The organism is Vibrio sp. 10N.286.48.F5 (assembly GCF_041469785.1).
GTDB lineage: Bacteria > Pseudomonadota > Gammaproteobacteria > Enterobacterales > Vibrionaceae > Vibrio > Vibrio crassostreae_C.
Genome location: NZ_JBFRLG010000006.1, coordinates 1 through 24,922, shown reverse-complemented (window position 1 = coordinate 24,922; position 24,922 = coordinate 1). Strand labels below are relative to the sequence as shown.

The 24,922-nt window shown below is 45.5% G+C and carries 23 protein-coding genes; 15 read left to right on the top strand and 8 right to left on the bottom strand.

Annotated features, from left to right (window positions below):
• Nucleotides 1–26: 26 nt before the first annotated feature.
• Nucleotides 27–1,811 carry an SgrR family transcriptional regulator gene (locus AB4185_RS06060; protein ID WP_372135123.1) on the bottom strand — a complete coding sequence of 595 codons (1,785 nt, stop codon included), beginning with the start codon at nt 1,809–1,811 and terminating at the stop codon, nt 27–29.
• 602 nt (nt 1,812–2,413) lie between these two features.
• On the opposite strand from AB4185_RS06060, the gene rimK reads away from it, so the two are divergent.
• Together rimK and AB4185_RS06050 are read left to right on the top strand one after the other, a co-directional pair.
• Nucleotides 2,414–3,319 carry a 30S ribosomal protein S6--L-glutamate ligase gene (rimK, locus tag AB4185_RS06055; RefSeq protein ID WP_372135121.1) on the top strand — a complete coding sequence of 302 codons (906 nt, stop codon included), beginning with the start codon at nt 2,414–2,416 and terminating at the stop codon, nt 3,317–3,319.
• 32 nt (nt 3,320–3,351) lie between these two features.
• The gene (locus tag AB4185_RS06050; protein WP_004740039.1) at nt 3,352–3,780 is read left to right on the top strand and encodes a RimK/LysX family protein; all 429 of its coding nucleotides are present in this window, start codon (nt 3,352–3,354) and stop codon (nt 3,778–3,780) included.
• A gap of 146 nt (nt 3,781–3,926) precedes the next feature.
• Here the strand turns inward: AB4185_RS06050 and AB4185_RS06045 are convergent, their stop codons facing one another.
• A complete protein-coding gene (locus AB4185_RS06045; RefSeq protein WP_372103369.1) occupies nt 3,927–4,715 on the bottom strand; it encodes an MBL fold metallo-hydrolase in 789 nt (262 codons plus the stop codon).
• A gap of 202 nt (nt 4,716–4,917) precedes the next feature.
• On the opposite strand from AB4185_RS06045, the gene AB4185_RS06040 reads away from it, so the two are divergent.
• The 7 genes from AB4185_RS06040 (at nt 4,918) to AB4185_RS06010 (ending at nt 12,097) form a co-directional block, all read left to right on the top strand.
• Nucleotides 4,918–5,520: a 2OG-Fe(II) oxygenase gene (locus tag AB4185_RS06040; protein ID WP_017071587.1), complete on the top strand. Its 603-nt coding sequence runs from the start codon at nt 4,918–4,920 to the stop codon at nt 5,518–5,520.
• 305 nt (nt 5,521–5,825) lie between these two features.
• Nucleotides 5,826–7,118, top strand: a complete 1,293-nt coding sequence (locus AB4185_RS06035; RefSeq protein ID WP_048612845.1) for an extracellular solute-binding protein — start codon at nt 5,826–5,828, stop codon at nt 7,116–7,118.
• A 242-nt stretch (nt 7,119–7,360) separates the two neighbouring features.
• Nucleotides 7,361–8,242, top strand: coding sequence for an ABC transporter permease subunit (locus AB4185_RS06030; RefSeq protein ID WP_102321062.1), 882 nt, complete (start codon nt 7,361–7,363; stop codon nt 8,240–8,242).
• Between the two features lie 38 nt (nt 8,243–8,280).
• Nucleotides 8,281–9,123, top strand: coding sequence for a sn-glycerol-3-phosphate ABC transporter permease UgpE (gene ugpE, locus AB4185_RS06025; RefSeq protein WP_017071585.1), 843 nt, complete (start codon nt 8,281–8,283; stop codon nt 9,121–9,123).
• The gene (locus AB4185_RS06020) at nt 9,113–10,423 is read left to right on the top strand and encodes a sn-glycerol-3-phosphate import ATP-binding protein UgpC (RefSeq protein ID WP_372135119.1); all 1,311 of its coding nucleotides are present in this window, start codon (nt 9,113–9,115) and stop codon (nt 10,421–10,423) included. Before ugpE ends, AB4185_RS06020 begins: the two co-directional genes overlap by 11 nt.
• A gap of 56 nt (nt 10,424–10,479) precedes the next feature.
• Nucleotides 10,480–11,199, top strand: a complete 720-nt coding sequence (locus tag AB4185_RS06015; protein WP_372135117.1) for a glycerophosphodiester phosphodiesterase family protein — start codon at nt 10,480–10,482, stop codon at nt 11,197–11,199.
• A 160-nt stretch (nt 11,200–11,359) separates the two neighbouring features.
• Entirely contained in the window at nt 11,360–12,097 is a 738-nt protein-coding gene (locus AB4185_RS06010) for a sulfite exporter TauE/SafE family protein (RefSeq protein ID WP_372135115.1), read from the top strand.
• Between the two features lie 105 nt (nt 12,098–12,202).
• Here the strand turns inward: AB4185_RS06010 and AB4185_RS06005 are convergent, their stop codons facing one another.
• A complete protein-coding gene (locus tag AB4185_RS06005; RefSeq protein ID WP_017067270.1) occupies nt 12,203–12,976 on the bottom strand; it encodes a murein L,D-transpeptidase family protein in 774 nt (257 codons plus the stop codon).
• Between the two features lie 2 nt (nt 12,977–12,978).
• A complete protein-coding gene (locus AB4185_RS06000; protein WP_017064907.1) occupies nt 12,979–13,461 on the bottom strand; it encodes a GNAT family N-acetyltransferase in 483 nt (160 codons plus the stop codon).
• Between the two features lie 219 nt (nt 13,462–13,680).
• On the opposite strand from AB4185_RS06000, the gene AB4185_RS05995 reads away from it, so the two are divergent.
• From AB4185_RS05995 to grxB, 3 genes are all read left to right on the top strand, one after another.
• Nucleotides 13,681–14,661 carry a Gfo/Idh/MocA family protein gene (locus AB4185_RS05995; RefSeq protein WP_017060561.1) on the top strand — a complete coding sequence of 327 codons (981 nt, stop codon included), beginning with the start codon at nt 13,681–13,683 and terminating at the stop codon, nt 14,659–14,661.
• Between the two features lie 164 nt (nt 14,662–14,825).
• Nucleotides 14,826–14,984 carry a hypothetical protein gene (locus AB4185_RS05990; protein WP_004733064.1) on the top strand — a complete coding sequence of 53 codons (159 nt, stop codon included), beginning with the start codon at nt 14,826–14,828 and terminating at the stop codon, nt 14,982–14,984.
• Between the two features lie 347 nt (nt 14,985–15,331).
• On the top strand, nt 15,332–15,964 hold the full coding sequence (grxB, locus tag AB4185_RS05985; RefSeq protein WP_372135113.1) for a glutaredoxin 2: 633 nt from the start codon (nt 15,332–15,334) through the stop codon (nt 15,962–15,964).
• 140 nt (nt 15,965–16,104) lie between these two features.
• Here the strand turns inward: grxB and AB4185_RS05980 are convergent, their stop codons facing one another.
• A complete protein-coding gene (locus AB4185_RS05980; RefSeq protein WP_017060559.1) occupies nt 16,105–16,938 on the bottom strand; it encodes a pyruvate, water dikinase regulatory protein in 834 nt (277 codons plus the stop codon).
• Between the two features lie 178 nt (nt 16,939–17,116).
• On the opposite strand from AB4185_RS05980, the gene ppsA reads away from it, so the two are divergent.
• Nucleotides 17,117–19,489, top strand: a complete 2,373-nt coding sequence (ppsA, locus tag AB4185_RS05975) for a phosphoenolpyruvate synthase (protein ID WP_050645846.1) — start codon at nt 17,117–17,119, stop codon at nt 19,487–19,489.
• A 103-nt stretch (nt 19,490–19,592) separates the two neighbouring features.
• On the opposite strand, the gene AB4185_RS05970 is transcribed toward ppsA, so the two are convergent.
• Complete coding sequence (locus AB4185_RS05970; protein ID WP_017060557.1) at nt 19,593–20,384, bottom strand: hypothetical protein; 792 nt, start codon at nt 20,382–20,384, stop codon at nt 19,593–19,595.
• 66 nt (nt 20,385–20,450) lie between these two features.
• Nucleotides 20,451–21,806, bottom strand: a complete 1,356-nt coding sequence (locus AB4185_RS05965; protein WP_017060556.1) for a serine hydrolase — start codon at nt 21,804–21,806, stop codon at nt 20,451–20,453.
• Between the two features lie 92 nt (nt 21,807–21,898).
• On the opposite strand from AB4185_RS05965, the gene AB4185_RS05960 reads away from it, so the two are divergent.
• Nucleotides 21,899–22,873, top strand: a complete 975-nt coding sequence (locus tag AB4185_RS05960; RefSeq protein ID WP_017060555.1) for an AraC family transcriptional regulator — start codon at nt 21,899–21,901, stop codon at nt 22,871–22,873.
• 262 nt (nt 22,874–23,135) lie between these two features.
• On the top strand, nt 23,136–24,470 hold the full coding sequence (locus tag AB4185_RS05955) for an MATE family efflux transporter (RefSeq protein ID WP_017069196.1): 1,335 nt from the start codon (nt 23,136–23,138) through the stop codon (nt 24,468–24,470).
• A 108-nt stretch (nt 24,471–24,578) separates the two neighbouring features.
• Here AB4185_RS05955 and AB4185_RS05950 read toward each other — a convergent pair whose 3' ends face one another.
• Entirely contained in the window at nt 24,579–24,812 is a 234-nt protein-coding gene (locus AB4185_RS05950; protein ID WP_010428389.1) for a phosphonate metabolism protein, read from the bottom strand.
• Nucleotides 24,813–24,922: the final 110 nt, after the last annotated feature.

The window sequence follows — 24,922 nt, the reverse complement described above, 5'->3', positions numbered from 1 at the left end:
CTTAGTTATTCAGCTAGTCAGAAAGGTTAATCAGCAGACCATACATTCTTGAAATCTGGCCATCCCCAGTTGGTGATGGCTACGTTTTTAAGAATCCCTTGGAAACGAACGGTCTGTAAGTGATGGAACATAGGCACTAACCAATAATCTGAGATCAGAGTAGACGCGATAGGTTCTAGCTCTGCCAAGTAATTAGGCAGTTCCACGGATGCTTTATGACTATCCAAGCGCTGCTTGAGCCAATCGCTGTTCATCTCTCCTAAAGCAGAGTGCAAAACAGGATCGTTCATCATCCACGAGAACAGCGAAGACGGAGCATTGTCATCGAGGTTCAAGTTACACAGCACCAAGTCCTCCTTTAACTCGCCACTCTGAGATAACTGATCCAATTCTCGAAAACTGTAGGTGTTCACCTCAACTTCCACACCATATCGTTTGAGTATGTCAGATACGCAAATCGCACATCGATACAACGCATAATAATCGTAAACCGCTATACTCATCTTTTTCGGCAGTTGTGCCTCTTTCGAAGGCGTTCGATACAATTTCTGCCAACTTGGCAGTATATTTTGAGCTAAAGAGACACTAAACAAACCCTTGTTGTGTTCCAGCTGAGACAAAATCGCTTGTGGGTTGGTCAGTTGTGAAAGGTATTTGCGCTGCTCATTACTTAGTGGGCTAGCCGCTGAGTTCTGATTGAACAGGATAAACAAGCATCCATCCTCGACTCGGCTACGAAGGCCGTCTGTGTCTGCTGAAACAAGGTCCGCATCGCTTTTCCCTAATTGATGGAAGCAAGAAGAATCTTCATAAGGCGATACGTGCATTTGGCTATCATCGAAACGAGCAGTGCCCGTCATTGATTCCTCAAACTGCCAGATGGTCACCTCATCGGTTAACGAGCGACAACCATAATAATGCTCAAATGCGGCGAGCTTGATTCGTTCGTTGTTGGCATCAACCACTTTAAATGGGCCGGTTCCAATAACAGCATGGGACACGGTACTTAATGGCGACGGTTCACGGGTGACTTGCGCTGCGGGTTGAATCGAATATTTAACGCCAGCAAGTAAACCAGCAAAGCCGGTATCTGCTTTGGTGAGTTGAAAGCTGATCCTCAATGGCTGCTCACTGTAAACTGAAGCGACATGGGCTAGCTCTGTCTGATAGAAAGGTAAGGTTTGCAACGCAGAAAACATCGAAACTAATTGCTTAGCATCCACAGGTTGCCCGTCATGGAAAGTAAGTCCCGGGCGCAGATAGAAAGTCCAAACCAGTTGCTCAGTGTCATATTCCCAATGGTGAGCTAGTTCAGGCTTTAACTCACCTTTACCATTACACGTCACTAGGCAGCTAAACACCTGTCTGATCAAAAATCGTTCGCTACTGCGGTGTATATGGTGCGGAAACAAATCCTCAAACTTACGCTTATAGGTTAATTGAACGTGCAGCAGCCCTTCACGCATGGTCGCGCCGGAAGTTTCTTGCAGTAAAGAACCAAACACAGCGCGGTCATTATCCAATATGGAAAGTGCTTTTTCGTACTTGCCCTGCTCTATCAGTTTAATTGCAACATGCTGCGCCAACTCTGAATTGCTAAAACGCAGTGTTAAGTTAGAGCGTTGATTCCTGCCAACTTTTGGCTCCCACACCACCCATTCAGCTTGATGCATCTTACCAAGTAAAGTTCGAGCGTGACGCAAGCTTGTAAACAGCATATCCGCTACTTCGGCTAGGGTGACTGAATGAGAAATGTTTGGCTCGAACGATTCTAGCCGCGTGTAGTAACGCATCATGTTTAGATCAGACAAATAGTGAACCTTTTAAAGATAGCTCTTCCTAATTAAGCTCATTATAAAACACATTCATCAAAAAGTAGTGTAATGCGACCAAAACAGGAACAACCAATAAAAATACCATCTGTTTTTTAGTTCCTCTTAATTATCCATAATGAACGGGTCAGCAACAAACCATAGGTTGTAAATAAAGCCTAACCAGAGAGAGTAATGACCATAAGAAAATACTATCTTAACAAGCTAAAAAGCACCTGCAGTAAGCTCGAAAGAGAAGCACTACGAACACTTTTAGATCTATGTAACTGGCGTTATTAGTACACTTTTTAGCACCGAGTAAACGCGAGTTGGGTACAACCTAATATGCTCCTACCCCCAATATGAGTTAGGTCTCAACTCGCTTTTCCATTCCAATTCCCCTCTCAAGCCTGCTGTACCAATAGCTCACACAATCGATAAATTTCCGTTGTCGACTCGACAAATTTAATTCGTTTTCTTAGTTGAACGAAAAGCCTTAAGGTTCGCCCCGAAGCAAGCAAGGAGCCTCAGAAAAAACTGAAAGCTCAGCTAACAACTAATTTATTTGCAGTTACCAATCAGGTATTAACTAAGGAAACGCCATGCGTATCGCAATTCTTTCTCGCAACGAAAATCTATACTCTACCGCTCGTCTAAAGCAGGCTGGAGAAGCACGTGGTCATCAGGTCGATGTTATCGACACGTTGCACTGTGATATAGATATCGCGAGTAACAATCCGAAGATTCGCTACATGGGTGAAGAGCTACCTCAATACGATGCTGTTATTCCACGTATTGGCGCTTCCATTACCTTTTACGGAACTGCGGTTGTTCGCCAATTTGAAATGATGGGCACTTTTTGTATCAATGAGTCAGTAGCAATCAGTCGCTCTCGCGACAAACTGCGCTCACTACAACTGTTGTCTCGTAAAGGTATTGGCTTACCAAAAACAGGTTTCGCTAGCCGCCCAGACAAGATTCAAGACCTGATCAAAAACGTAGGCGGCGCGCCACTTGTGATCAAGCTTCTTGAAGGCACTCAAGGTATCGGCGTTGTACTAGCAGAAACAAACAAAGCAGCAGAAAGCGTTATCGAAGCGTTCATGGGCCTAAAAGCGAACATCTTGGTTCAAGAGTTCATTGAAGAAGCAAATGGCGCAGACATCCGTTGTTTTGTTGTTGGCAACAAAGTAATTGCTGCAATGAAGCGTCAAGCTGGTGAAGGTGAATTCCGCTCTAACCTGCACCGTGGCGGCACTGCTCAGCTGGTTAAACTAACCAAAGAAGAGCGCGCAACAGCAATCAATGCAGCGAAAATCATGGGATTAAACCTATGTGGTGTAGATATCCTACAATCTAAGAACGGCCCAGTAATAATGGAAGTAAACTCTTCTCCAGGCCTAGAAGGCATCGAGAAAGCAACGGGTAAAGATGTAGCAGACATGATTTTCGAATTCATCGAGAAGAATGCAAGACCAAACGCTAACCGTACTCGTGGCAAGGGCTGATTGAATACCGATAACTCATGATTGGAAAGAAAATGAACAATAAAATGATCATAGGGAATACCGAAGCACTTTGCTTACCAGAGTTAGGGATAACTGGACTACATACACGTGTTGATACAGGGGCTAAAACCTCTTCTCTACACGTAGACAATCTACTATGTGTTAAATCAAATGGTGAGAAATTCGTAGAGTTCGACCTTCACCCAGACGTTTATCACCTAGAAGAGACGGTGCGCTGCAAGGCGAAACTGAAAACAAGTAAGAAAATTAAATCATCTAACGGCGAAGTTGAACACCGTTGCGTGATTGAAACCATGCTAAGAATCGGTGGCCAACAATGGCCGATCGATATCACGCTAAGCAACCGTCAAGACATGACTTACATGATGTTGCTTGGACGTCAAGGCATGAGTGACAAAGTGATTGTTGACCCTGCGGGTGAATTCCTGCTGACTCACTAATCCGAGTCATCGTAACCGCTCCACAGGTTATAACTAAAGCTACTCACAACGATATAAGGCCAGTCTCATGACTGGCCTTATTGCTATCTATTTTTCTATTTCTACTTTCAGCTCTGAATACACGACTTTGCATTCAGACTTCTGATCTATTTCTTCGATTTACCATGAGATTGAAAACCAAATCGCCAAATCGATAACAGTAATTTCTTGGTTTTGATTTTCGTCACTCGCCAATGTGTAACAGGCCTTCTTGGGGCACTCATCAGCAGATGTTCAAAAGCCTTCTGACTGAAATCGACTCGCCCGCCATGTGCCACCAGCAAGGTATCAAGCTGCATGTCGTAAATACGCGATACAGACGCTCGATACTTATTAGGGTGAAAGATAGGAAATGGCGGAATCAGCTTCTTCTTAACCTCGACCATTAAATCGGCTACATAAGCCACGCTGTGTGATGGGCAATAGACAGAAAGATCACGGTCGGTATGGCCCGGGGTTTCTAGAACCAACCAATCATCAAATCCCGGAATGCTATCCCCATCAGACAGCTTGTAATCCGGCTTTAACTTTCTTGAATACCATAGGTTTGCTTTAGGCTTGCCTAAGCGGTTCGCCATCCACCTAGCAAGCGCTAAGTCGGTCAGGTGCATCAAAATGCCATCGATGCCGTGATACCAATCCTTGTCTCTGTTTGCTGCCACCAAGTTACAGTTCGTCAGCTTTCTGAGCGTATGCGCAGCGCCTGCATGATCGGGATGCATGTGCGTCACAACTACAGTGTGTAGGTCGCTAAATTCACGGCCAAGCTCATCTTCAATGAAAGCCCTAAGATGAGGAATATCCGCACGGCACGCACCATCAAGTAACAGCAACCTATCTGGGTACTCTACGAGATACATGTCTTGGATGTAACCTTTAATGGTATGCAGCTGCAAACCCACTCCTTGTGATAATTCAACTGGTCAGACCTACACCATAGCAAACTCACATTTATTTGTAACAAATTTGTTAACTATAAAATCACATCAAAGTACCATGCTCTTCCGCTCTTTTATCGTGACGACAAAATACGTGATTTGTTGACCTAAGTTATTAGGACTATATATGCGCCTCTAATTTATTGTCTGAGTGCTATACATGAACCAACTAATCGATGCTCTTTCTACCCAAGGTTATTTCGTTTGGGATGACTTCTTAACTCAAGAAGAAGTGGTGGCATTGAGGGATTGCATTCCAGAGAACTGGAAAAAGGCTAGGATTGGCCGTAACGATGAAGTAACGCGAGAGTCGACCATTCGTAGTGACAAGATTCAATGGGTGCGCCGCGATATGGGTCAGCCAGCATCTCTGTTCCTAGACAAAATGGAACAAATTCGTTTAGCGGCAAACCAAGCGTTCTTTTTGGGTCTGTTCGAGTACGAAGCGCACTTTGCTAAATACGAAAAAGGCGACTTCTACCAGAAGCACTTAGACTGTTTCAAGGGCAATGAAAACCGCCGCCTGACCACTGTGTTCTATATGAATGATGAGTGGACAGAAGAAGACGCTGGTGAACTTGTGGTTTACGACCTAAAAGACAACCACATCGCGACCATTCCACCAAAGTCAGGCCGCTTATTTGTGTTCTTATCTGAACAGTTCCCACACGAGGTACTGCCGACAAACACAGAGCGATTCAGTATTGCAGGTTGGTTCCGTATTAACGGCGTGAAAGACAACCAACTCGATATCGCACACTAGAACAAAGCCGATTATAACAAGCTCTAGCTTATTCAAAGCCTCTCCTTCGAGAGGCTTTTTTATTGAACAAATATTAAGCAAGCATTCAACAACAAACCTCTCAAAAACCGCACGTAATAAATATCAAAATCATCAATAACTTTTCTCTTAAACCAAATCGAAATGAATCTTTCATATCAGTGAAACGGTTTAGCCACTTAAGTGAAATACGCCCTGTTCAAGATAGCTTCAAACGACACCCCTACCGTCTCGTTAACACTCTAATCCAATACCTCGACATCGATTTCATCCAAAAGGAAACTAAGATGAATAAGCTAATTTTGGCAGGCGTTCTTTCTGCGACAGCGGCAATGCCAGCGTTCGCAACGACTCAAGTCACTTGGTGGCACGCAATGGGCGGCCAGCTTGGAGAAACAGTAAACAAAATTGCGACCGACTTTAATGCGTCACAAGATGATTACCAGATCACGCCAATCTACAAGGGTTCATATACAGAGACCTTAACAGCCGGTATCGCGGCATACCGAGCAGGTGAAGCACCTAATATTCTGCAAGTCTTCGATGCAGGCGCAGCAACCATCATGAACGCGAAAGGCGTCGCGAAACCGGTACAGGATATTCTGGTTGAGTCGGGCTACAACTTTAATTCAAACGATTACCTAGCGGGCGTTCGTAACTTCTATGCCGACAACCAAGGCAAGATGGTTGGTATGCCTTTCAACAGTTCGACACCGGTTCTTTACTACAACAAAGATCTTCTCGCGGAAGTGGGTGCAGACGCGCCTAAAACTTATGAAGAACTAGAAGTCGTTGCTAAGAAGCTGAAGGCAGAAGGACACATCGCGTTTTCTCAATCTCTGACGCCGTGGATCATGTTTGAGAACTTTAAGTCTCGCCACAACCTGCCGGTCGCAGATCAAAACAACGGCTACGATGGCTTGTCCACTAAGATCATGTTCAACACCAAAGACATGATGATGCACGTTAGCAAGATGAAAGAGTGGTCAGATCTCGGTTACTACAAGTATTACGGCAGCGACTGGGATGCAAACCAAACCCCTTTCGAGCGCCAAGAAGTGGCAATGTGGATGGGTTCTTCAGGCTCATTCGGTGGCTTACGTAACCGCGTACCTTTCGAACTCGGCACCACATACCTTCCATACTGGAAATCGGTTAACCCAGACGCAGGCTTAACCTTCATTGGCGGCGCAGCTCTGTTTGCACTCAATGGCCATGACCAACAACAAGACAAAGGTGTCGCAGCGTTCTTTGATTACCTGACGAAGCCTGAAACTCAAGTCTACTGGCACAAAACCACTGGTTATGTACCTGTAACAACGGCTGCCTATGAGCTAGCGAAAGAGTCTGGCTACTACAACGAACAACCAGATGCAGAAGTGGGCGTTAAGCAGCTAAGCCTAAAATCGGGCGAATGGACTAAAGGTTACCGCTTAGGTTACTACCCTCAAATTCGTGAAGTGATGCATCGTGAATTCGACAATATCTTCGCTGACCGCTCTAGCGTCGAGAACAGCCTAGATAAAGTCGAAGATGAGAGCAGCAAACTGCTGAAACGCTTCGCTCGTACGATGAACTAATTTGGCTTTTTAACCAAAGCAGATTACTGAGCTAAAGGCTTAATAAACCAAAGCCGTTCATTGCTCCTCACCACTTGTCACTGCGTCATTAAAAACGTAATGGCAAGGTGTGAGGAGATTCTTCACTAGCGCCATTTCTTGCTCCAAAAACTACAACTCAACTGGATGCATTCCTTTGCTATAGCGCTAGTGCTCACCGTAACTAACAGTGATAACAGTCACTAATTTTTGGGGATTACCCTGTGGAACGACGTCAGCAATTCTTTCACTCTCCGCTGCCTTACCTATTTTTGGCGCCTCAGATACTCATCATTGCGGTTTTCTTTATCTACCCAGCGGCAAAGGCAGTTTACCTGTCCTTCATGCTAGAAGACCCTTGGGGCACCTCTTCCATCTTCGTGTGGTTCGAAAACTATCAGATGCTATTCGAATCGAGCGAGTATCTGAACTCGATTGGCTTCACATTAATGTTCGCAATCGTGGTCTCTTTCTTATCGCTTGCCTTAGCGCTGCTGCTCGCGGTTAAAGCCGACAACATCATTCACGGACAAGGCGCTTACAAGGTCACTCTTACTTGGGTTTACGCGGTTGCTCCTGCGATTGCAGGCGTAATCGGTGCTTTCTTGTTTAACCCACACATTGGCGTGTTTACCGAGATATTTGCGGTTATAGGCTGGGACTTTAGCTTCCAAACCGACCCTTTAGATGCCACGTTTGCTCTGATTTTGGTTTCGGTTTGGAAACAGGTTTCGGTGAATTTCATCTACTTTCTGGCTGGGCTTCAATCGATCTCTTACGCCGTAAAAGAAGCAGCGATGCTGGATTGTATCAGTGACTCGAAACGTTTCTGGACCATCACTTTCCCACTACTCGCGCCAACTGGATTTTTCCTACTGGTCATCAACCTCACCTACTCGTTCTTTGAAACCTTTGGCGTAATCGACACCATGACCAATGGAGGCCCGGGGGGCGGCACAACGTCGTTGGTGTACAAGGTGTATCGAGATGGTTTTGTTGGCGCAGATTTAGGCGGCAGCTCCGCACAATCTGTTGTGCTGTTACTGCTGGTCCTCACTCTTACATTTATCCAGTTTCGCGTTGTTGAAAAGCGTGTCCATTACTAGCCCATCCCCGCTAGGATTTAACGCGACAGGAGTTATTTATGAAAAGTAATAAGGTCTATGACCACCTAATTCTAATTGCTGGGATGCTGTTCATGTTGGTCCCTATCTGGCTAATCTTCGCCAGCTCGACGCATAACCCGAACACCATTGTCAGCGAAGGCCTGCAATGGGTACCAGGCGATAACTTTACGGCCATTTATAGCGAAGCTTGGAACAAAAGCATGGGCTTCAGTGGCGAAGTCACCGCCAGCAAAATGATCGCCAACTCGATGATCATGGGGCTAGGTTTTGCGATCGGTAAGATCATCATTTCGATGATGGCTGCGTATGCTTTGGTCTACTTCAGACTGCCTTATGCTACAGCTTGGTTCTGGTTGATCTTCGTGACGCTTTTGCTGCCATTAGAAGTGCGCATTATCCCTTCCTATGAGGTTGTCGCTGGGCTTGGGCTTCTTAATAGCTACACAGGTTTAATTCTGCCTTTGATCGCCTCAGCCACCGCGACGTTCTTTTTTAGGCAGTTCTTCAAAACCATCCCCGATGAATTGTTAGAAGCCGCTCAGCTAGATAACGCAGGTCCATTTCGATTCTTTGTCGACATCTTATTGCCACTGTCTAAAACCATGATTGCCGCAATCTTCATCATCATGTTTGTGGTGGGTTGGAACCAATATCTGTGGCCAATCATGATGACCACGGACGAAGGCTACAACACCATCGTGATGGGCATCAAACAAGTACTCAACAACATCAATGAAACCAGTTTACCGCGCTACGACTATGTTTTTGCCATGGTGATTTTAGCTATGTTGCCACCCGTTTTAGTGGTGGTTGTATTTCAGCGTTGGTTTGTAAAAGGGCTAGTAGAAAGTGAAAAATAATAACGACAAAAATCAAATGAACGATAACCGCATTCAATCACTCGCTGAGTACAAGATGTCTCACCTGCCTTCTCACCAAGCTATCCACAAAAATACAGAGGACACACCGATGCCAAAGTTAAAACAAACGTTAGGGCACACCCAAGCCACTCACAACCATACGCACAAAGCACCTACCATGTTAGGCATCAAAAACTTGGTCAAGACGTACGAAAACGGCCATCAAGCCGTCAAAGGAGTCTCTCTTGATATCGATGAGGGTGAGTTCCTTGTTTTAGTGGGGCCTTCTGGTTGTGGTAAGTCTTCTATCTTGCGTTCCATTGCGGGTTTAGAAAGCATCTCTGGCGGTGAGATACATATAGGTGGTCGTCGGGTTGATACAGAGAAACCTGCCCTGCGTGATATCGCGATGGTCTTCCAGAATTACGCGCTCTACCCTCACATGACGGTGTATAAGAACCTCGCTTATGGCTTAAAGAACCGAGGTGTCAGTCAGCACCTTATTGAAGATAAAATTGAGAAAGTCGCCAAAACACTGAAGATCGAAGAATATCTAGACCGCAAGCCAGCCAAACTTTCTGGTGGTCAACGTCAACGTGTTGCTATGGGGCGAGCGATCGTTCGCGACCCACAGCTGTTCTTGTTTGACGAACCTTTGTCTAACCTAGATGCCTCACTGCGTGCCCACATGAGATTAGAAATCAAAAAGCTGCAACGCGAGCTTGGCGTGACCAGTGTTTACGTCACTCATGATCAAGTTGAAGCCATGACACTGGCTGACAGAATTGTGGTACTCAACAACGGTCAAATAGAGCAAGTCGGGACACCAAGAGAGGTCTACCACCAGCCAGCCAGTACCTTTGTGGCAAGCTTCATTGGCAGCCCAGCGATGAATTTCTTACCAGCAACACTCGACGACGGCTACCTTGAGATTGGCGACCAACAAATGTACTTGCCCGAATTCGCCCACGTAAAAAATACAGCCATCACACTTGGTATTCGCCCAGAACACTCTGAGGTTTGTGCCGATTTAGTCATGAACGCGCTGCCACTTGAATTACGCATCAGTGTGGTTGAGCCTTTAGGGCCAAATCAATTGGTTCATGGCCTTGTGAACGAACAACCCTTTATTGCAGTGACACCCGAAACGACGCTGTGCCAAGCCGTCCCTCTCGGGCTAAGCATCGATAAATCCAACCTGCATATTTTTGACAGTCGTGGGAAGCGTATTCAGCCGAATAACTTTACTTCACAAGAGTCACGCGAAGAGACGACAAGCATAACGACGGCTCTCGCTTAATCGAGTACACTGATATTTAATGCGTTTTTACGGTGCGTCTTTAAGAAGGATTAATTATGTCGTCTATCATCGTAGGTCATCGGGGTGTAGCAGGTACTCACCCAGAAAATACCAAAGCAAGCATTGAACAAGCCGCTAAACTCGGCTTGAAATGGATTGAAGTAGATATTCAGCCAACTCAGGATGATCAACTTGTGGTTTGTCACGACCACACCCTTGAGCGCTGCAGCGATGGCAAGGGTCGAGTTGATGAACACACCCTTGCTGAGCTGCGTCAGCTCGATTTTGGCAGTTGGAAGTCTGAGCAGTTCGCTGGTGAAAGAATATTGACGTTGGAAGAGTTGCTCGCGCTTGTTGAGCAGCATGATCTCAGCGTGAACTTAGAGATCAAAGTCGACAGTCGACATCAAGCGCCTCATGTCGTTGATTTGCTGCATACCGAGTTGATTCGTTCAAATCTAGACACCGACAGAGTGCTGCTTTCAAGTTTCAGCCATCAAGTGGTTTCTGAAATGGCTCTTCACCTGCCGAGATACCGCGTAGGTGTGATCACAGAGCAGCTGACTCAAGCCGACTTGATGTTGATTGACGAGGTTAAAGCGTTCAGCTGTCACATGAACTACGAGCATGTGAATCAGAGCGATCTTGATACACTCAGTGAAGCAAATATTCAAACTTGGTGCTACACAGTAAACGATCCCTCTCACTTCAAATTCATCTCAAAAGTAGATGCCGTATTCACTGATCTTCCGAATCAATTTACCTCTATAAATTGACCAAGCGAATACTGCAAAAACAACCCCGAGAGACTTTAAAATTAACTCTCGGGAAACCTTAAAATTAGGTAGCAAACACAAGTGAGTAGGAGTACATTCCGCTACTCACTTGGTTTCATTAGCTCGCTCTATTTAGACAGCTTCATTGGTTACTTAATTTATGGATCTCATTTTTAGTCCAACCTTCCCAATTTTGGGTGCAATCTTCATTTTCGCCGCTATTGTTCGTGGCTTCTCAGGTTTCGGTTTCACCTTAGTGGCATTGCCATTAAGTGCGTTATTCGAGCCTGTTATCGAACTGGTTCCCGTCTTCATGTTGATCGATCTCCTAGGCAATGTTCAATTACTGCCTAAGGTTAAACATCACGTAAATTGGCGCTGGGTTTTAAAGATATTTATCCCTTGTTTTGCCTTCACACCAGTCGGCTTACTTCTGCTTAAATCCGTTAGCCAAGACACGATCATCTTGATCATCAGTGCCTTCATTTTTGCGTCTGCACTTATGATCTACAAAGGTTTCCAGTACAAAAGCGAACCTAGATTTACTCCCTATATTCTAGGAAGCCTTGCGGGTGTAATGAACGGCGCGGCTTCGATGTCAGGGCCTCCAATTGGCACTCATGCATTGGCAAGCCCAGTCGCTCCGCACATTGCTAGAGCAGGCCTGATTGCCTTCTTTGTATTGGCAGATTCCACTGCATTTGTTTCGGCATCTATCGCTGGGTTAGTCGACCGTGATGTGGTCTGGCTGACTCTCGCACTCTTACCAAGCAGCATGCTTGGCGGTTATGTGGGTTCTAAACTGTTCGAGAGATTTGGTGGAGCGAAGTTCAAGCCAGTCACCATTGCATTGCTGATTGTGATTGCAATATTCAGTGCAGGTCGAGTCATACTGTAACTGGCTTTAGCGGTTAAGTTTGGAAGTTGCTTTTACGAATTGGTTTCGCGAATTGATTGCGCTAATTGACTGCGGAAAATGATTAAGAAAACTGGGTACCTATGACTACCATTCAATATGGATAGGGGTACCCATTTTTACAAGTTGGAGAAACTCATCCATATCTTGATTGGTTAACGCGATACAGCCATCCGTCCAATCAAAGCTTTGAATAAAGCTCGGCGAACGACGCTCGCCGTTTTTGATGCCATGGATTTTGATGTTCCCTCCAGGGTCTACATCATTTTGCTCCGCCCATTGCATATCCGAAGGTTGCGGGTAGTTAATGTGTACTGAACGATAAAAGTCTGACTCTTCCATCACATAATCGAGCTGGTATTCCCCTTCCGGCGTTCGGTTGTCCCCTTCAAAGCGTTTATGCCCTTTCGGTTGTTTGCCTAGCGCAATACGAAACTCCTGAATCACCTCTTCACCTTTTAGCAGATACATCCTACGTTTCGATTTATCGACTTTAACTAACGTAACCACTTGCGACAGCGAATCTATCTCAGATGCGCTATCCGGTACGTTGTAAAACTGTCGAGAGGAACTTTGAGGTGGACGTTTTGATGACCCTTGAGAAAGCTGAGCTACCTTTTCATCAGGGCTACTGTTAAGAACATCATCCACAATAATCACATGCTCGGAGTTTGAGCTCGTGGAAGAGGTTGAGTTAGATGAAGACGTTGAGACACGTTGAGAATGAGCCGGTGCAGACTCGAATACGATGGTTTCGATAGCGGTCGCGTCAGAGACTATTTTCTCGACCACGACTTGCTCAGCATTCGCGTTCGAAGCCACAAACAGTAAACACAGTGATAAAGGCAGAAACAGACGCACCTTTAGATCTCCTCAAAACGCATGGACATGGTTCGTGACTGAGTTTCCATTCCTAACGACTCATAGAAACCCTGAGCTTGTTGGTTAAACTCCATTACCTCCAACCTAAGTTCTATCGCTCCTCTCGCCTGCGCCCATTGATTAAAAGACTTCATTAACGCTCGACCAGCACCTTTGCTCTGAACCTGATCGTTCACCACAATCGTATTGACCCTTGCCACCTTGTGCGGCTGAATAAAACTGACGCCTTTGTTCTGCGTTACCTTACCCGCTAAAAAGCCAACGACTTGCTTGTCGTCTACTGCAACCAAGAAAGCGCCAAGTGGGTCAAGCATCAAACCTAACCAATACTCTTCACTGTCGGCCAAGCCTTGTGACGCTGGTGCAAATACCATAGGCGCACCAAGATGATGTTGACGGTTTATCTGCTCAGAGAGCGCTAAGATCGCGTTAATATCAGTTACCTTGGCCGTCCGGATTTGCATATCATCACCTTGTTTGAATTCAATAACACCTTAGCAAAAATGGCTTAGTTGTGCACCGTTACACTGGTCAACTCAGACGCTCTGTGAAGGCTGAACATTAATATTAGGCACTATGTTTAGGGAAATTGTTCCGTAAATCTCAGGCACATTGCCAGCCGTTGAGTGCTACTATCTCTGCAGAATCAATATACTAACGACGACTAACGACTGGATACCTATATGATTAAGTTTGCTGTAATTGGAACCAATTGGATTACACAAAAGTTTGTTCAAGCTGCGCACGAATCTCAATCGATGCAACTTGCTGCGGTTTACTCTCGAAATCTAGACAGCGCGGCACAGTTCGCCCAAGAATTTGACGTTGAAACCACGTATGACTCACTCGACGCATTGGCCAATGACAACACTGTAGAAGCCGTGTACATCGCTTCCCCTAACTCACTGCATTGCGAGCAATCTATCTTCATGATGGAACACGGCAAGCATGTTATCTGTGAAAAGCCGGTTGCATCAAATATTGATGAAGCAACACGCATGTTCGAAGTCGCTGAGAAAAACGGTGTGGTGCTGTTTGAGGCGTATAAATCTCAATTCCTACCGAACTTTAAGCAAGTTCAACTTGGGTTAGAAAAGATTGGCAAGGTACATAAAGCACACATCAACTACTGCCAGTATTCATCGCGCTACCAAAAATACCTAAACGGCGAGAACCCAAATACCTTCAACCCAGCTTTTTCTAACGGCTCATTGGTCGATATTGGCTTTTACTGTGTTGCCGCGACAGTCGCGCTATTTGGCAAACCTGAAAACGCACAGGCTTCTGCAAAGCTACTTGATTCAGGTGTCGATGCTCATGGCTGTGCGATCTTCCAATACCCTGAGTTTGATGTGACCCTTGCGCACTCCAAAGTCAGCGACTCTTATGCGCCAAGCGAGATCCAAGGTGAATTAGGGGCGATCATCATCGATCACATCGCTGAATGTACTGACGTTAAGATCCGCTACCGCGATGGCACGGTAGAAAACCTTACTCAAGCACAAAGCGAAAACTCCATGAGTTACGAAGCGCAGGCCTTTGCTAGCTGCATTGCTGGCGACAACGCAACACAAGCGCAGGCCCAACTGCGCGCTTTAACGGTTGCGAAGTTAATTACAGAGATGCGCCAACAAGTTGGTGTAGTGTATCCAGCGGATAAATAACGTCACAGCGTAAGTTAACAAACTGATTTTTAATACATAATTATTTATACATAACTGAATTTAATCTTTACGACAAATAACCGGATTAGTTGATTGAGGTCCCATCTGTTTAAATCCGCGTTCGATATCTATCGTATTTATTTAATTTATTGAAGGTGTGTAAAGTGTTTTCAGTTGATGATCGCGTTGTAGCAACAAAAGGTGTTGAACTAGGTGAAATGGTAGTAACTGGCCTAAGTGCTGGTGGCGGCTACGTTCACGTTACAACGGTAGAAGGCGCAATGACGCTTACTTACCCAGCGCAAGATCTTAAAAAAGCATAGTTTAACCACTCTGCCCTTTTAGTAGTCACTCTACTAAAGGTAACAAAATTGAGGCTTTGGCTGACTTCACTCTTCTGCATTAGAGTAAGCAGCCAGAGCCTTTTTTATGCCTGTAATTTACCCACTAGCTTTCTCATTCGCTTACTCGTTACAATAAAACCGCACTCAACTGACAATAGAATTAGGCAACGAGTTTCTACACTAAGTGCTTATTCCCATCGTTCTCTTGATATCCCCGAGCACTTAATCGCAGTGAATAGTTCTTGTTAACAAAGGCTTATTGTCTGCGAAAGTTTCTGGTACATTAGCATCATCTTATACTAAGAAAGACCCGAATGAGGGAAGCTATGAAGCTTTACATTTACGGCCACTGCCCTTTCTGTGCAAGAGTCTCCTACATTGCTCAATCGCTAGGCTTGAACATTGAGCTTGTTTCTGTCGATTATGATGATGCCCAAACCCTTATCGATCTGATCGGTAAAAAGATGGTGCCCGTCTTACAAAAAGACGATGGCTCTATCATGGCAGAGAGCCTAGATATCATCGCGTACTTCATGGACTTGAAATCAAGCGATGAGCAGCGTGTGCCATCTGAGCAAGTGACTGTGTTCCAAACTCGCGCATTCCCTCTTACTCAACAGATTGGACGCCCACGTTGGTGGAACCTCGACTTGGCTGAATATCGCTCTGCTGGAGCCAAAGAAGCTTGGCGTGCCAGTAAAGAGACCGAAGGTTTTAACTTTGAAGAACTGTTAGAAAAGACGCCTCAGTTCGTTCAACTGATTAACCCATTACTGAAAGATGCCGAACTCTTACTGGATCTAGAGAATGGTGAGTCATCACTGCCTCTAGTCGATCAAGCGGTGTATTTCTCGATGCTTCGTGGCTTTTGCGTAGAACCAAGCATCACATGGCCACCAGCACTTGAACGCTGGTTAGAAAAGAAAAGTGAAACGCTAAAGCTGTCTTTACTTCGCTAGAAAGCTATCTCGATTAAGAAAACAAGCTCTGACTCGCAAGCGACTACAACGAGCACAAACAAAAAATCGAAGCTCTCAGGTGTAAACTGCGAGCTTCGATTTTCTTTTATCTGGCCATTCTATTTCTCTAAGGCTTTGTCTTACAGCAGACGCCTTCTCAAACCTGTTCGCTCCAAGATTCGTGTCGAAATTTCTTCAACCGATAGTGAAGAGGTGTTGATGTAAGGTATCGCTTCTCGACGGAACATCGCCTCTACCGTTTGCAATTCATACAAACATTGTGAGTCACTGGCGTATTCGCTGCCTGCTAAGCGGTTCTCACGAATTTCAGTGAGCCTTTCTGCATCAATGGTCAAACCAAACAGCTTATGTCGGTAAATCTCAAACTCTGGCAACAGCTTTAAGCGTGCCAAGTCATCGTGGATAAATGGGTAGTTTGCTACGCGTAAGCCAAACTGCATCGCCATATACAAACTTGTTGGTGTTTTGCCACTTCGAGAAACACCCAACAAGATGATGTCGGCTTCTTCCAGCCCTTTTAGCGTGATGCCATCATCATGCGCGAGCGTGTACTCAATCGCAGCAATACGGTCGAAATACTTCACCGAGTCCTTGTTTACACTACGTGAGCGCTGCAACTTAGGAACAGGCGCCATCTGAATGTCATCCTGTACTTTCTGCACGATGCTCTCTAACACGTCATAACAGTGCGCGGGCGCTTCTAGCAATTTGGTTTTGATATCAGGTATCACAATCGAAAAGAACACTAGCGGTTCTAATCCGGTATCACGATACGAAATTTCAATCTCTTTTAATAAATCAGAAAGTTTGTCCTCACTTTCCACAAACGGAAAGGTTTTTTCATTGGCTTTAAAAGGGAATTGACCTAGAACAACATGCCCTAAAGTCTCACATGTTATGGCCGTTCCATCAGAAACATAGAATACATCACGACTTTGAATATCAATTTGCATTTTTTATTTAATGTTTAAAATTATTTTGAGTAGGATGGTAACCATAATATAGATAATAAAACCCTGCTGACTATTACGTCCCCCACAGCTTTAGAAAATAATTTACATTTTTTTAAACTGACACGTAATCGTTTGCCTTTAAATCCCTACAATGCTTGCTATGTTTCTGGAGAAATAAATGCAAAATAATACCCTATGGTTCAATGGCCTATCCATGGAAGATGTCGACAAAGTCGGCGGTAAGAACGCCTCACTGGGCGAGATGGTTTCTAACCTGTCCAATGCTGGTGTTTCTGTACCTAATGGTTTTGCTACCACCTCTTATGCGTTTAACGACTTTCTTGACTACAAAGGTCTTGATGAGCGCATCCACCAACTACTTGATGAACTTGATGTTGAAGACGTTGACGCACTGCGTAAGACAGGTGCAACGATTCGACAATGGGTTCTAGACGCACCCTTCCCAGAATCACTAGAGCAAGACATCCGTGATAACTACCGCGAGCTAATCGAAGACAACGAAGAATTGTCTGTAGCTGTGCGTTCATCTGCAACCGCAGAAGACCTTCCAGATGCTTCATTCGCAGGCCAGCAAGAAACCTTCCTTAACGTGAAAGGCATCGACGCGGTACTCGAAGCAACCAAGCACGTTTACGCGTCACTGTTTAACGACCGCGCTATCTCTTACCGTGTACACCAAGGCTTTGACCACCGTGGCATTTCATTGTCTGCGGGTATCCAGCGCATGGTTCGCTCAGACAAAGCCTCTTCAGGTGTGATGTTCACGCTTGATACTGAGTCTGGCTTCGACCAAGTGGTATTCATCACCTCTTCTTGGGGCTTGGGTGAAATGGTTGTACAGGGCGCAGTGAACCCAGACGAATTCTACGTTCACAAGCCAATGTTAGAAGCGGGTCACTACCCAATCGTTAAAAAGACGTTTGGTTCTAAGTTGATCAAGATGATCTACTCGACCAATCAAGAAATCGGCAAGCAAGTCGATATCATCGACACCGACACTCAAGAGCGTAACGAGTTCTCACTCAACGATGAAGAGATCAAAGAGCTAGCAAAACAAGCGATGATCATCGAGAAGCACTACCAACGTCCAATGGACATTGAGTGGGCGAAAGATGGCATCGACGGCAAGCTTTACATCGTTCAGGCTCGCCCAGAAACCGTATGTTCTCAAAGCGATCAAAACGTTATCGAGCGTTACGAGCTAAACAATAAGGCGGATGTCTTGGTTGAAGGCCGCGCTATCGGTCAGCGTATCGGCTCTGGCCCTGTTCGCTTGGTTGATTCTCTAGACCAAATGTCACTGGTTCAAGAAGGCGACGTGCTGGTAACTGACATGACAGACCCAGACTGGGAACCTGTGATGAAGAAAGCGTCTGCGATTGTGACTAACCGTGGTGGCCGTACTTGTCACGCTGCGATCATTGCTCGCGAGCTTGGTATCCCAGCGATTGTTGGTTGTGGTACAGCAACAAGCAGCCTAAACGATGGCGATACCGTGACAGTGTCATGTTCAGAAGGCGAAACAGGCTACGTTTACAACGGCGAACTCGATTTTGAAATCAAACGTTCTGAGGTTGATGAGCTACCAATGCTACCAACCAAAGTAATGATGAACGTGGGTAACCCAGATCGTGCCTTCGACTTTGCACAAATCCCGAACGAAGGTGTTGGCCTTGCTCGTCTAGAATTCATCATCAACAAGATGATCGGTATTCACCCTAAAGCGCTGCTTAACTTCGATGCACAAACGGATGAGCTAAAAGCGGAAATCAACGAACGTATTCGTGGCTACAAAGATCCTATCGATTTCTACGTAAGCAAATTAACAGAAGGCATCGCGACTATCGCTTCTGCATTCTGGCCTAAGCGTGTGATCGTACGTATGTCTGACTTTAAGTCGAACGAGTACAGCAACCTAGTCGGCGGTAAAACGTTTGAACCGCATGAAGAGAACCCAATGCTGGGCTTCCGTGGTGCATCTCGTTACATCTCACCAGTATTCGAAGACTGTTTCGAGCTAGAAACTCAAGCGATCAAACGCGTTCGCAACGAAATGGGCCTTAAGAACGTTGAAATCATGATCCCATTCGTTCGTACTCCAAGCGAAGCGGCATCGGTTATCGACATTCTGGCTAAATTCGACCTTCGCCGTGGCGACCAAGGTCTGAAAGTGATCATGATGTGTGAGCTACCATCGAACGCAATCTTGGCTGATGAGTTCTTGAAGTACTTCGATGGCTTCTCTATCGGCTCAAACGACATGACGCAACTGACACTTGGCCTCGACCGAGATTCAGGCGATGTGGCACACCTCTTCGATGAGCGTAACCCAGCCGTGAAAGCAATGCTGAAAATGGCGATCGATGCGGCAACCAAAGCGGGTAAATACGTGGGTATTTGTGGCCAAGGCCCATCTGACCATGACGACCTAGCAGAGTGGTTAATGGAGCAAGGCATCAGCTCTGTTTCACTAAACCCGGATACGGTTATCGATACGTGGTTGAAGCTAGGTAACGTTGCTAATAAATAAGTAAATAAGTAAATAAGTAACGCTTCACGCGGTACCTTAACGACAAAAGCCAGTCACGTTGACTGGCTTTTTTAGGTTCTTTCCAAATTAGCTGGCTAGAGCGCTAGAAGTAGTATCTCACACCAACCCAAGCTTCGGTTTGCCAACCATTCGGCATTGGCACACCTTTCACATCAACATCCGCTTTGGTAATGTCATAGCGCGTATTCAACCACCAAGTTCTTGCAGTGTTCATCGGCACATTTAACGATGTTTTAAATGAGAAGTTTTGCATGTCGATATCATCACCAGAAAGATCTTGCCACTCAGGAACCAAAGACACATAAGCGCCAGAGTCACCGAGATGCTTCGCGGTAATCAAACCAAGCGAGTATCCCGTTAAATCATCTTTAGATGAAGTGACGCCAGGGATCTCCATACTACCAGTCATCAGTCCTGCTCTTGGAAATACCAGGAATCCACCGGTATAAGCTGGATTAATCGCAACAACACCGCCAACCGACAATAAGTCATTTTTAATACTGTTGCGCGTATTAATATAATCTAATGAAAGACCCACTTTAGGCGTAGCTTTCGTCCCTGTTTCAAAGACGTGGAAGTACTGAATTCTAGAGTTGCTGTACTCTGTACCGAATTTGTCTGGATCGCGAAGCGCTGTGTTGCTTTCATCGACAAACGTCCCTTCGGCCAGTAGGGCAAACTGCTGACCGTTTTCTAAACCGCCAGAAACTTGCCCTTGAAATTGGATATCTGAACTACCATTCAGCATCAATGCAGCTTGAGTATAAACTTTAGTGACATCAGCAGGATCGATAACACGTTCGGAATCTGAATCGGCATGTGCAGGAAGGGCTAGACCTAAACTCAACGGGATTAATAGAGCAAACTTTTTCATTATATCTCTCGAAAGTCGTTTGCTTCCTCCTTGAAGCCTGGAACATCCTGTTAGGTAATAAATAGATTACTTGTCAGCAAGTAGTTTTGCTGCCGAACGCATTAGTGCAGGGCCTTTATTCTCACCAAAACCTGAGTGGTATGGGTTGGTTGAGAACATCACACCCACAAAGTCACGTGCAGGATCGATGTAAATAAATTGGCCTAGGTTGCCACTTTTCGACATTGCACCGTCATTGAAAATGAAATCAAATTGGTATGCGTTGTAGTCTGCTTTTTCGTTGTATGCGTGCAGTGAACTGCTCTCTTTGCTAGTACCTACGAATGCTTTTGGATCACCGCCGTTGCGGATACGATCAATCACAGCTTGTGACACCACTGGCTCATCAGCCACCGCTTTCCAGCTAGGTGTAAATAGTGTTCCCCAGCGAGCCATGTCTTCTACCGTTGATGAAACCAAGCCAACCGCGATCGCCATGCCATCTGGCGTCAAGTTGAATTGCATTGGTTGACGTGCGTGCACTTTTGACCAAACACGATCTTCGAATACTTGAGTCCAAGTTTTGTTCTCAACGTTTTCAACTAACTTAGTCAGCACCATGGTGTTGATAGATGCGTAACGGAAATGGTCACCGGCTTTTTCACCTTCCAGTTTCTGTGCACCTTGAGCCACTTCCATCCAAGTTTCCATTTCACCCGTTTTTGCACGAGGTGAGTTAAACGATGCCGCAAAGAAACGCACCACATCAGAGTCTGGGTTCAAGATAGACTCTAATGTCTCTTCATTGTCTAGCGCGGTCGACATGTTCAGAACTTGGTGTACTGTGATGCCATCCCAGTTCGTTCCTTTCAATTCAGAAACATACTCAGCGATCTCTTTTTCAGGGTCGACTTTGCCCTCTTCCACTAACATTGCGATCACTGTGCCAACCGTCGTTTTTGCTGTAGATGCCCAAACGTGCGTATCTGTCGGCTTCATACCTGGGTAAGCTTCGTAAACGATCTCCCCTTTGTGAATCAACATAAAGCCTTGGGTACGGAACTGTTCATCCGCCAAGTACTCATCCATTGTCAACTGACCTTTGCTTTCAGTATCAACTTTCAGTGCAGCGAGTCGTGGGTCGATATTTTTGACTAAAGGCTTGTACTCTTCGTTTGGAGCCGCCAGTGCCGTTGGTAGAAACTCACTCATGTGCATGTTGTAGTAAACGCTGTGGTCGCCGCCCATCTGCCAATGAAAGTTATTGAATAACTCACGAGCTGAGTCAGTAAAACTTGGGGTAAATGCTGTGCTCGCCTCTTTCACGGTCAAGGTAACTTGAGCACCTTCAACTTTCAGAGCTTCTTCAACTGGGTTTGCTGCAAGAGCAAATGATGATGGGGTCGCTAACGATACTAGAACGGCAATGTGTTTAAGTTTCATAATTGTTCTCCTGTTTGGGTTAGGAAAAGTATAGGGAGATGCGCTACACTTAATTAGGTCACTTGATGACATTTAATGGTAGGCACAAAACAATGAAAGCATCATCGAACACCACCAGCATACTGCTCACTTCGACCAGTAACATTGCTCCATATATTCAGTATTGTGACAAACATAGACTGGATTGGCGCACCGTCGCCGTTGCGTGCGGTTTACCCATTGAACTGACACAATCCAATCAATGGCTTCCTACACAAGACGTGATTCGCTTCATTCATGGCCTTGAGCGTAAGTTTGGCTATTCGATAGGGATTGAGGTTGGACGTAAGGCCTCTCTAGAGCAATTGTCACCTGAGCTAGACCGAAAAATTGAACAATGCACTTCTCTCGAGCAAGCGGTACGCTGCTTGATTACTGAAATATCGACCTTAAGTAATCACGTCACCATATGGACGGAAAAAAGCGATGGATTGTGGTGGCTGTGTCATCGAAGTTGCTATCACCCATCGACCTCAGGTTTTGAACAAGCAGAATGGTTTCGCGCCCTGACCGTGATTAGCCTATGCCGTAAGTTCATTGACAGTCACTGGCAACCATCACACGCCAAGTTGGTCTCTAAGCACAACAGCGCACGTAAATTACCTAAGCATTTCTTTGATTCTGATATTCAGTTTGAAGAGCAATACGGTGCGTTCTCGATTCCGCTGCCCGATGATTATCGTGCCATTTCAGAACGAAATAGTACCCAAGATTGGCATCACGCTGTCGAGATATTAATAGACACCTATGCGACTCTACCTTGGTTCAATATTGAGTGGTTTGCGACCATGCTCGGCATGACAAAACGAACGCTGCAGAGAAACCTGAAGAGCAAAAACATTCTCTTTAAACAAGCCAAAGAACAAGTTCGGGAAGCTAAAGCAAAACAGCTACTTGAAGAGACCAACCTTTCTGTTCAAGACATCAGTTGGCAAGTGGGTTACAGCGACTTGAGTAATTTCAATCGTGCATTCAAAGGTTGGGTTGGAGTCACGCCACCAAGTTATCGGGATAAAGCGAAACATTAGAAATAGTCGAATGGAAAACCTTTAGACCCAATCCGCTAATATAAAACTCAGAAACAAGATACGACACCTTAAATTTCAATAAGCGAACGCATAAAGTTGCATTGCACAATGCTCACATACCGATGAAACTGTGCAAAGGTAATATCGATAGATTTAATGACATTTATTGGTATCGAGCTAACGTTACGTTATCCTTTACGCAATTCTTCATTGAGTGGATTGTCACTACGACAAACCTACCTTCAAGACTGATAAGAGTGTTATGAATTCTACGACCGCAACTCCCTCGCCTTCTCTTGGCCGACAACTCTATACAATGACATGGCCAATGCTGTTTGGGGTGCTCTCCCTGATGAGCTTCCAACTTGTAGACAGTGCTTTTATTGGCCAGTTAGGCGTACTGCCGCTCGCGGTTCAAGGCTTCACGCTACCAATTCAAATGATCATTATCGGGATTCAAGTCGGACTAGGCATCGCGACAACGGCTGTGATCGCGAGAGCTATTGGGGCTAACGAGATACGCTATGCCAAACAGCTCGGCGGATTAGTCGTTGCGATGGGCAGTGTGAGTGTCGCGCTGTTCTCGGTCATCATCTATCTGTTGCGTGGTCCTATTTTACAACTCCTCGATGCACCACCGACGGTACTGCCGATCATTGATTATTACTGGATCTATTGGCTGGTAAGCTCTTGGACAGGCGCACTGCTCTACTTTTTCTACAGTGTGTGTCGTGCCAATGGTAATACCATGCTGCCCGGTTCGATGATGATCGCGACCAGCATCATCAACTTGATATTGGACCCGATTTTCATATTCACGCTCGACATGGGCATCAACGGAGCCGCGATTGCGACCATCTTGGCGTTCGGTGCGGGTATCTTTATCGTTGCTCCTAAGGTAACTAAGAAGCATTGGATGACATTCGACTGGCACGATCTTGATATCGGCAAGAGTATTCGTTCTATAGGAAACATCATGGGGCCTGCGATGATCAGTCAGCTACTGCCACCAGTCTCTTCGATGCTCGCCACCAAACTGCTTGCAGGCTACGGCACAGCAGCCGTTGCAGCTTGGGCGCTAGGTTCACGTTTTGAGTTCTTTTCGATTGTTGCAGTGCTTGCTCTGACTATGTCGATGCCACCTATGATTGGCCGAATGTTGGGAGAAAAGAACCTAGGGAACATACGTAGTCTTGTGAAGATTGCCGTGATGTTTGTATTAGGATTCCAATTGGTGATCGCACTGGTAACTTGGATGTTCTCTGGCGGGTTGGCAAATCTCATGACCAGCGAAGACGAAGTCTCGACCATTTTGAACTACCACTTACTTATCGTTCCTATCAGTTTAGGGCCGTTGGGTATCTGTATGCTGATGGTTTCTATCTCGAATGCGCTTGGTAAGTCTTATACTGCCTTAACGATATCAGCACTGCGCCTGTTCGCCTTCTTCTTGCCTTGCTTGTGGATTGGTTCGCAGCTTGCTGGTATTGAAGGCCTGTTCTGGGGTGCCATGGTGGGTAATGTGCTTGCCGGTACATGTGCTTGGTTTATGTACCAACGCGCACTTGGGCAAGTCGAGGCTAAGCTTTCTAATTAATCAGTTAGCGAACTAAACGGCTTGCCAGCTAAACCGCTATAAAGTTATTAAACGAAAAAGCAGCCACTTAGGCTGCTTTTTTAGTTTCAGACTTAAAATATATTGGGGTTAGACTTGCTCAAAGTAAGCCAAAAACTCACCGCAATCTTTTTGGAATGGTGGCAATATTTCTGCTAGTGTTTCATCATCCCAATGCCACCATTCAAAGCTTTCTAATCGCTCGGCATAGCTAGGAGCATCAAACCGAGGACGCAGTTGCCAAACGCAATCGAGTATGGCGGTACGCCTTAAGCAGCGGTTGCCAACGAAAACAATCAAGCAGTTCAGGCCCTGCATCAACATAAATGAGTTAATCATTCCATTGTATCAAAGTACTTCACCAGCCTAAAACTGCAGTACTTCAGTTTCATTCGGGACCATTTTAAAAGGAAGTTATACCAATTAAAGTAAAA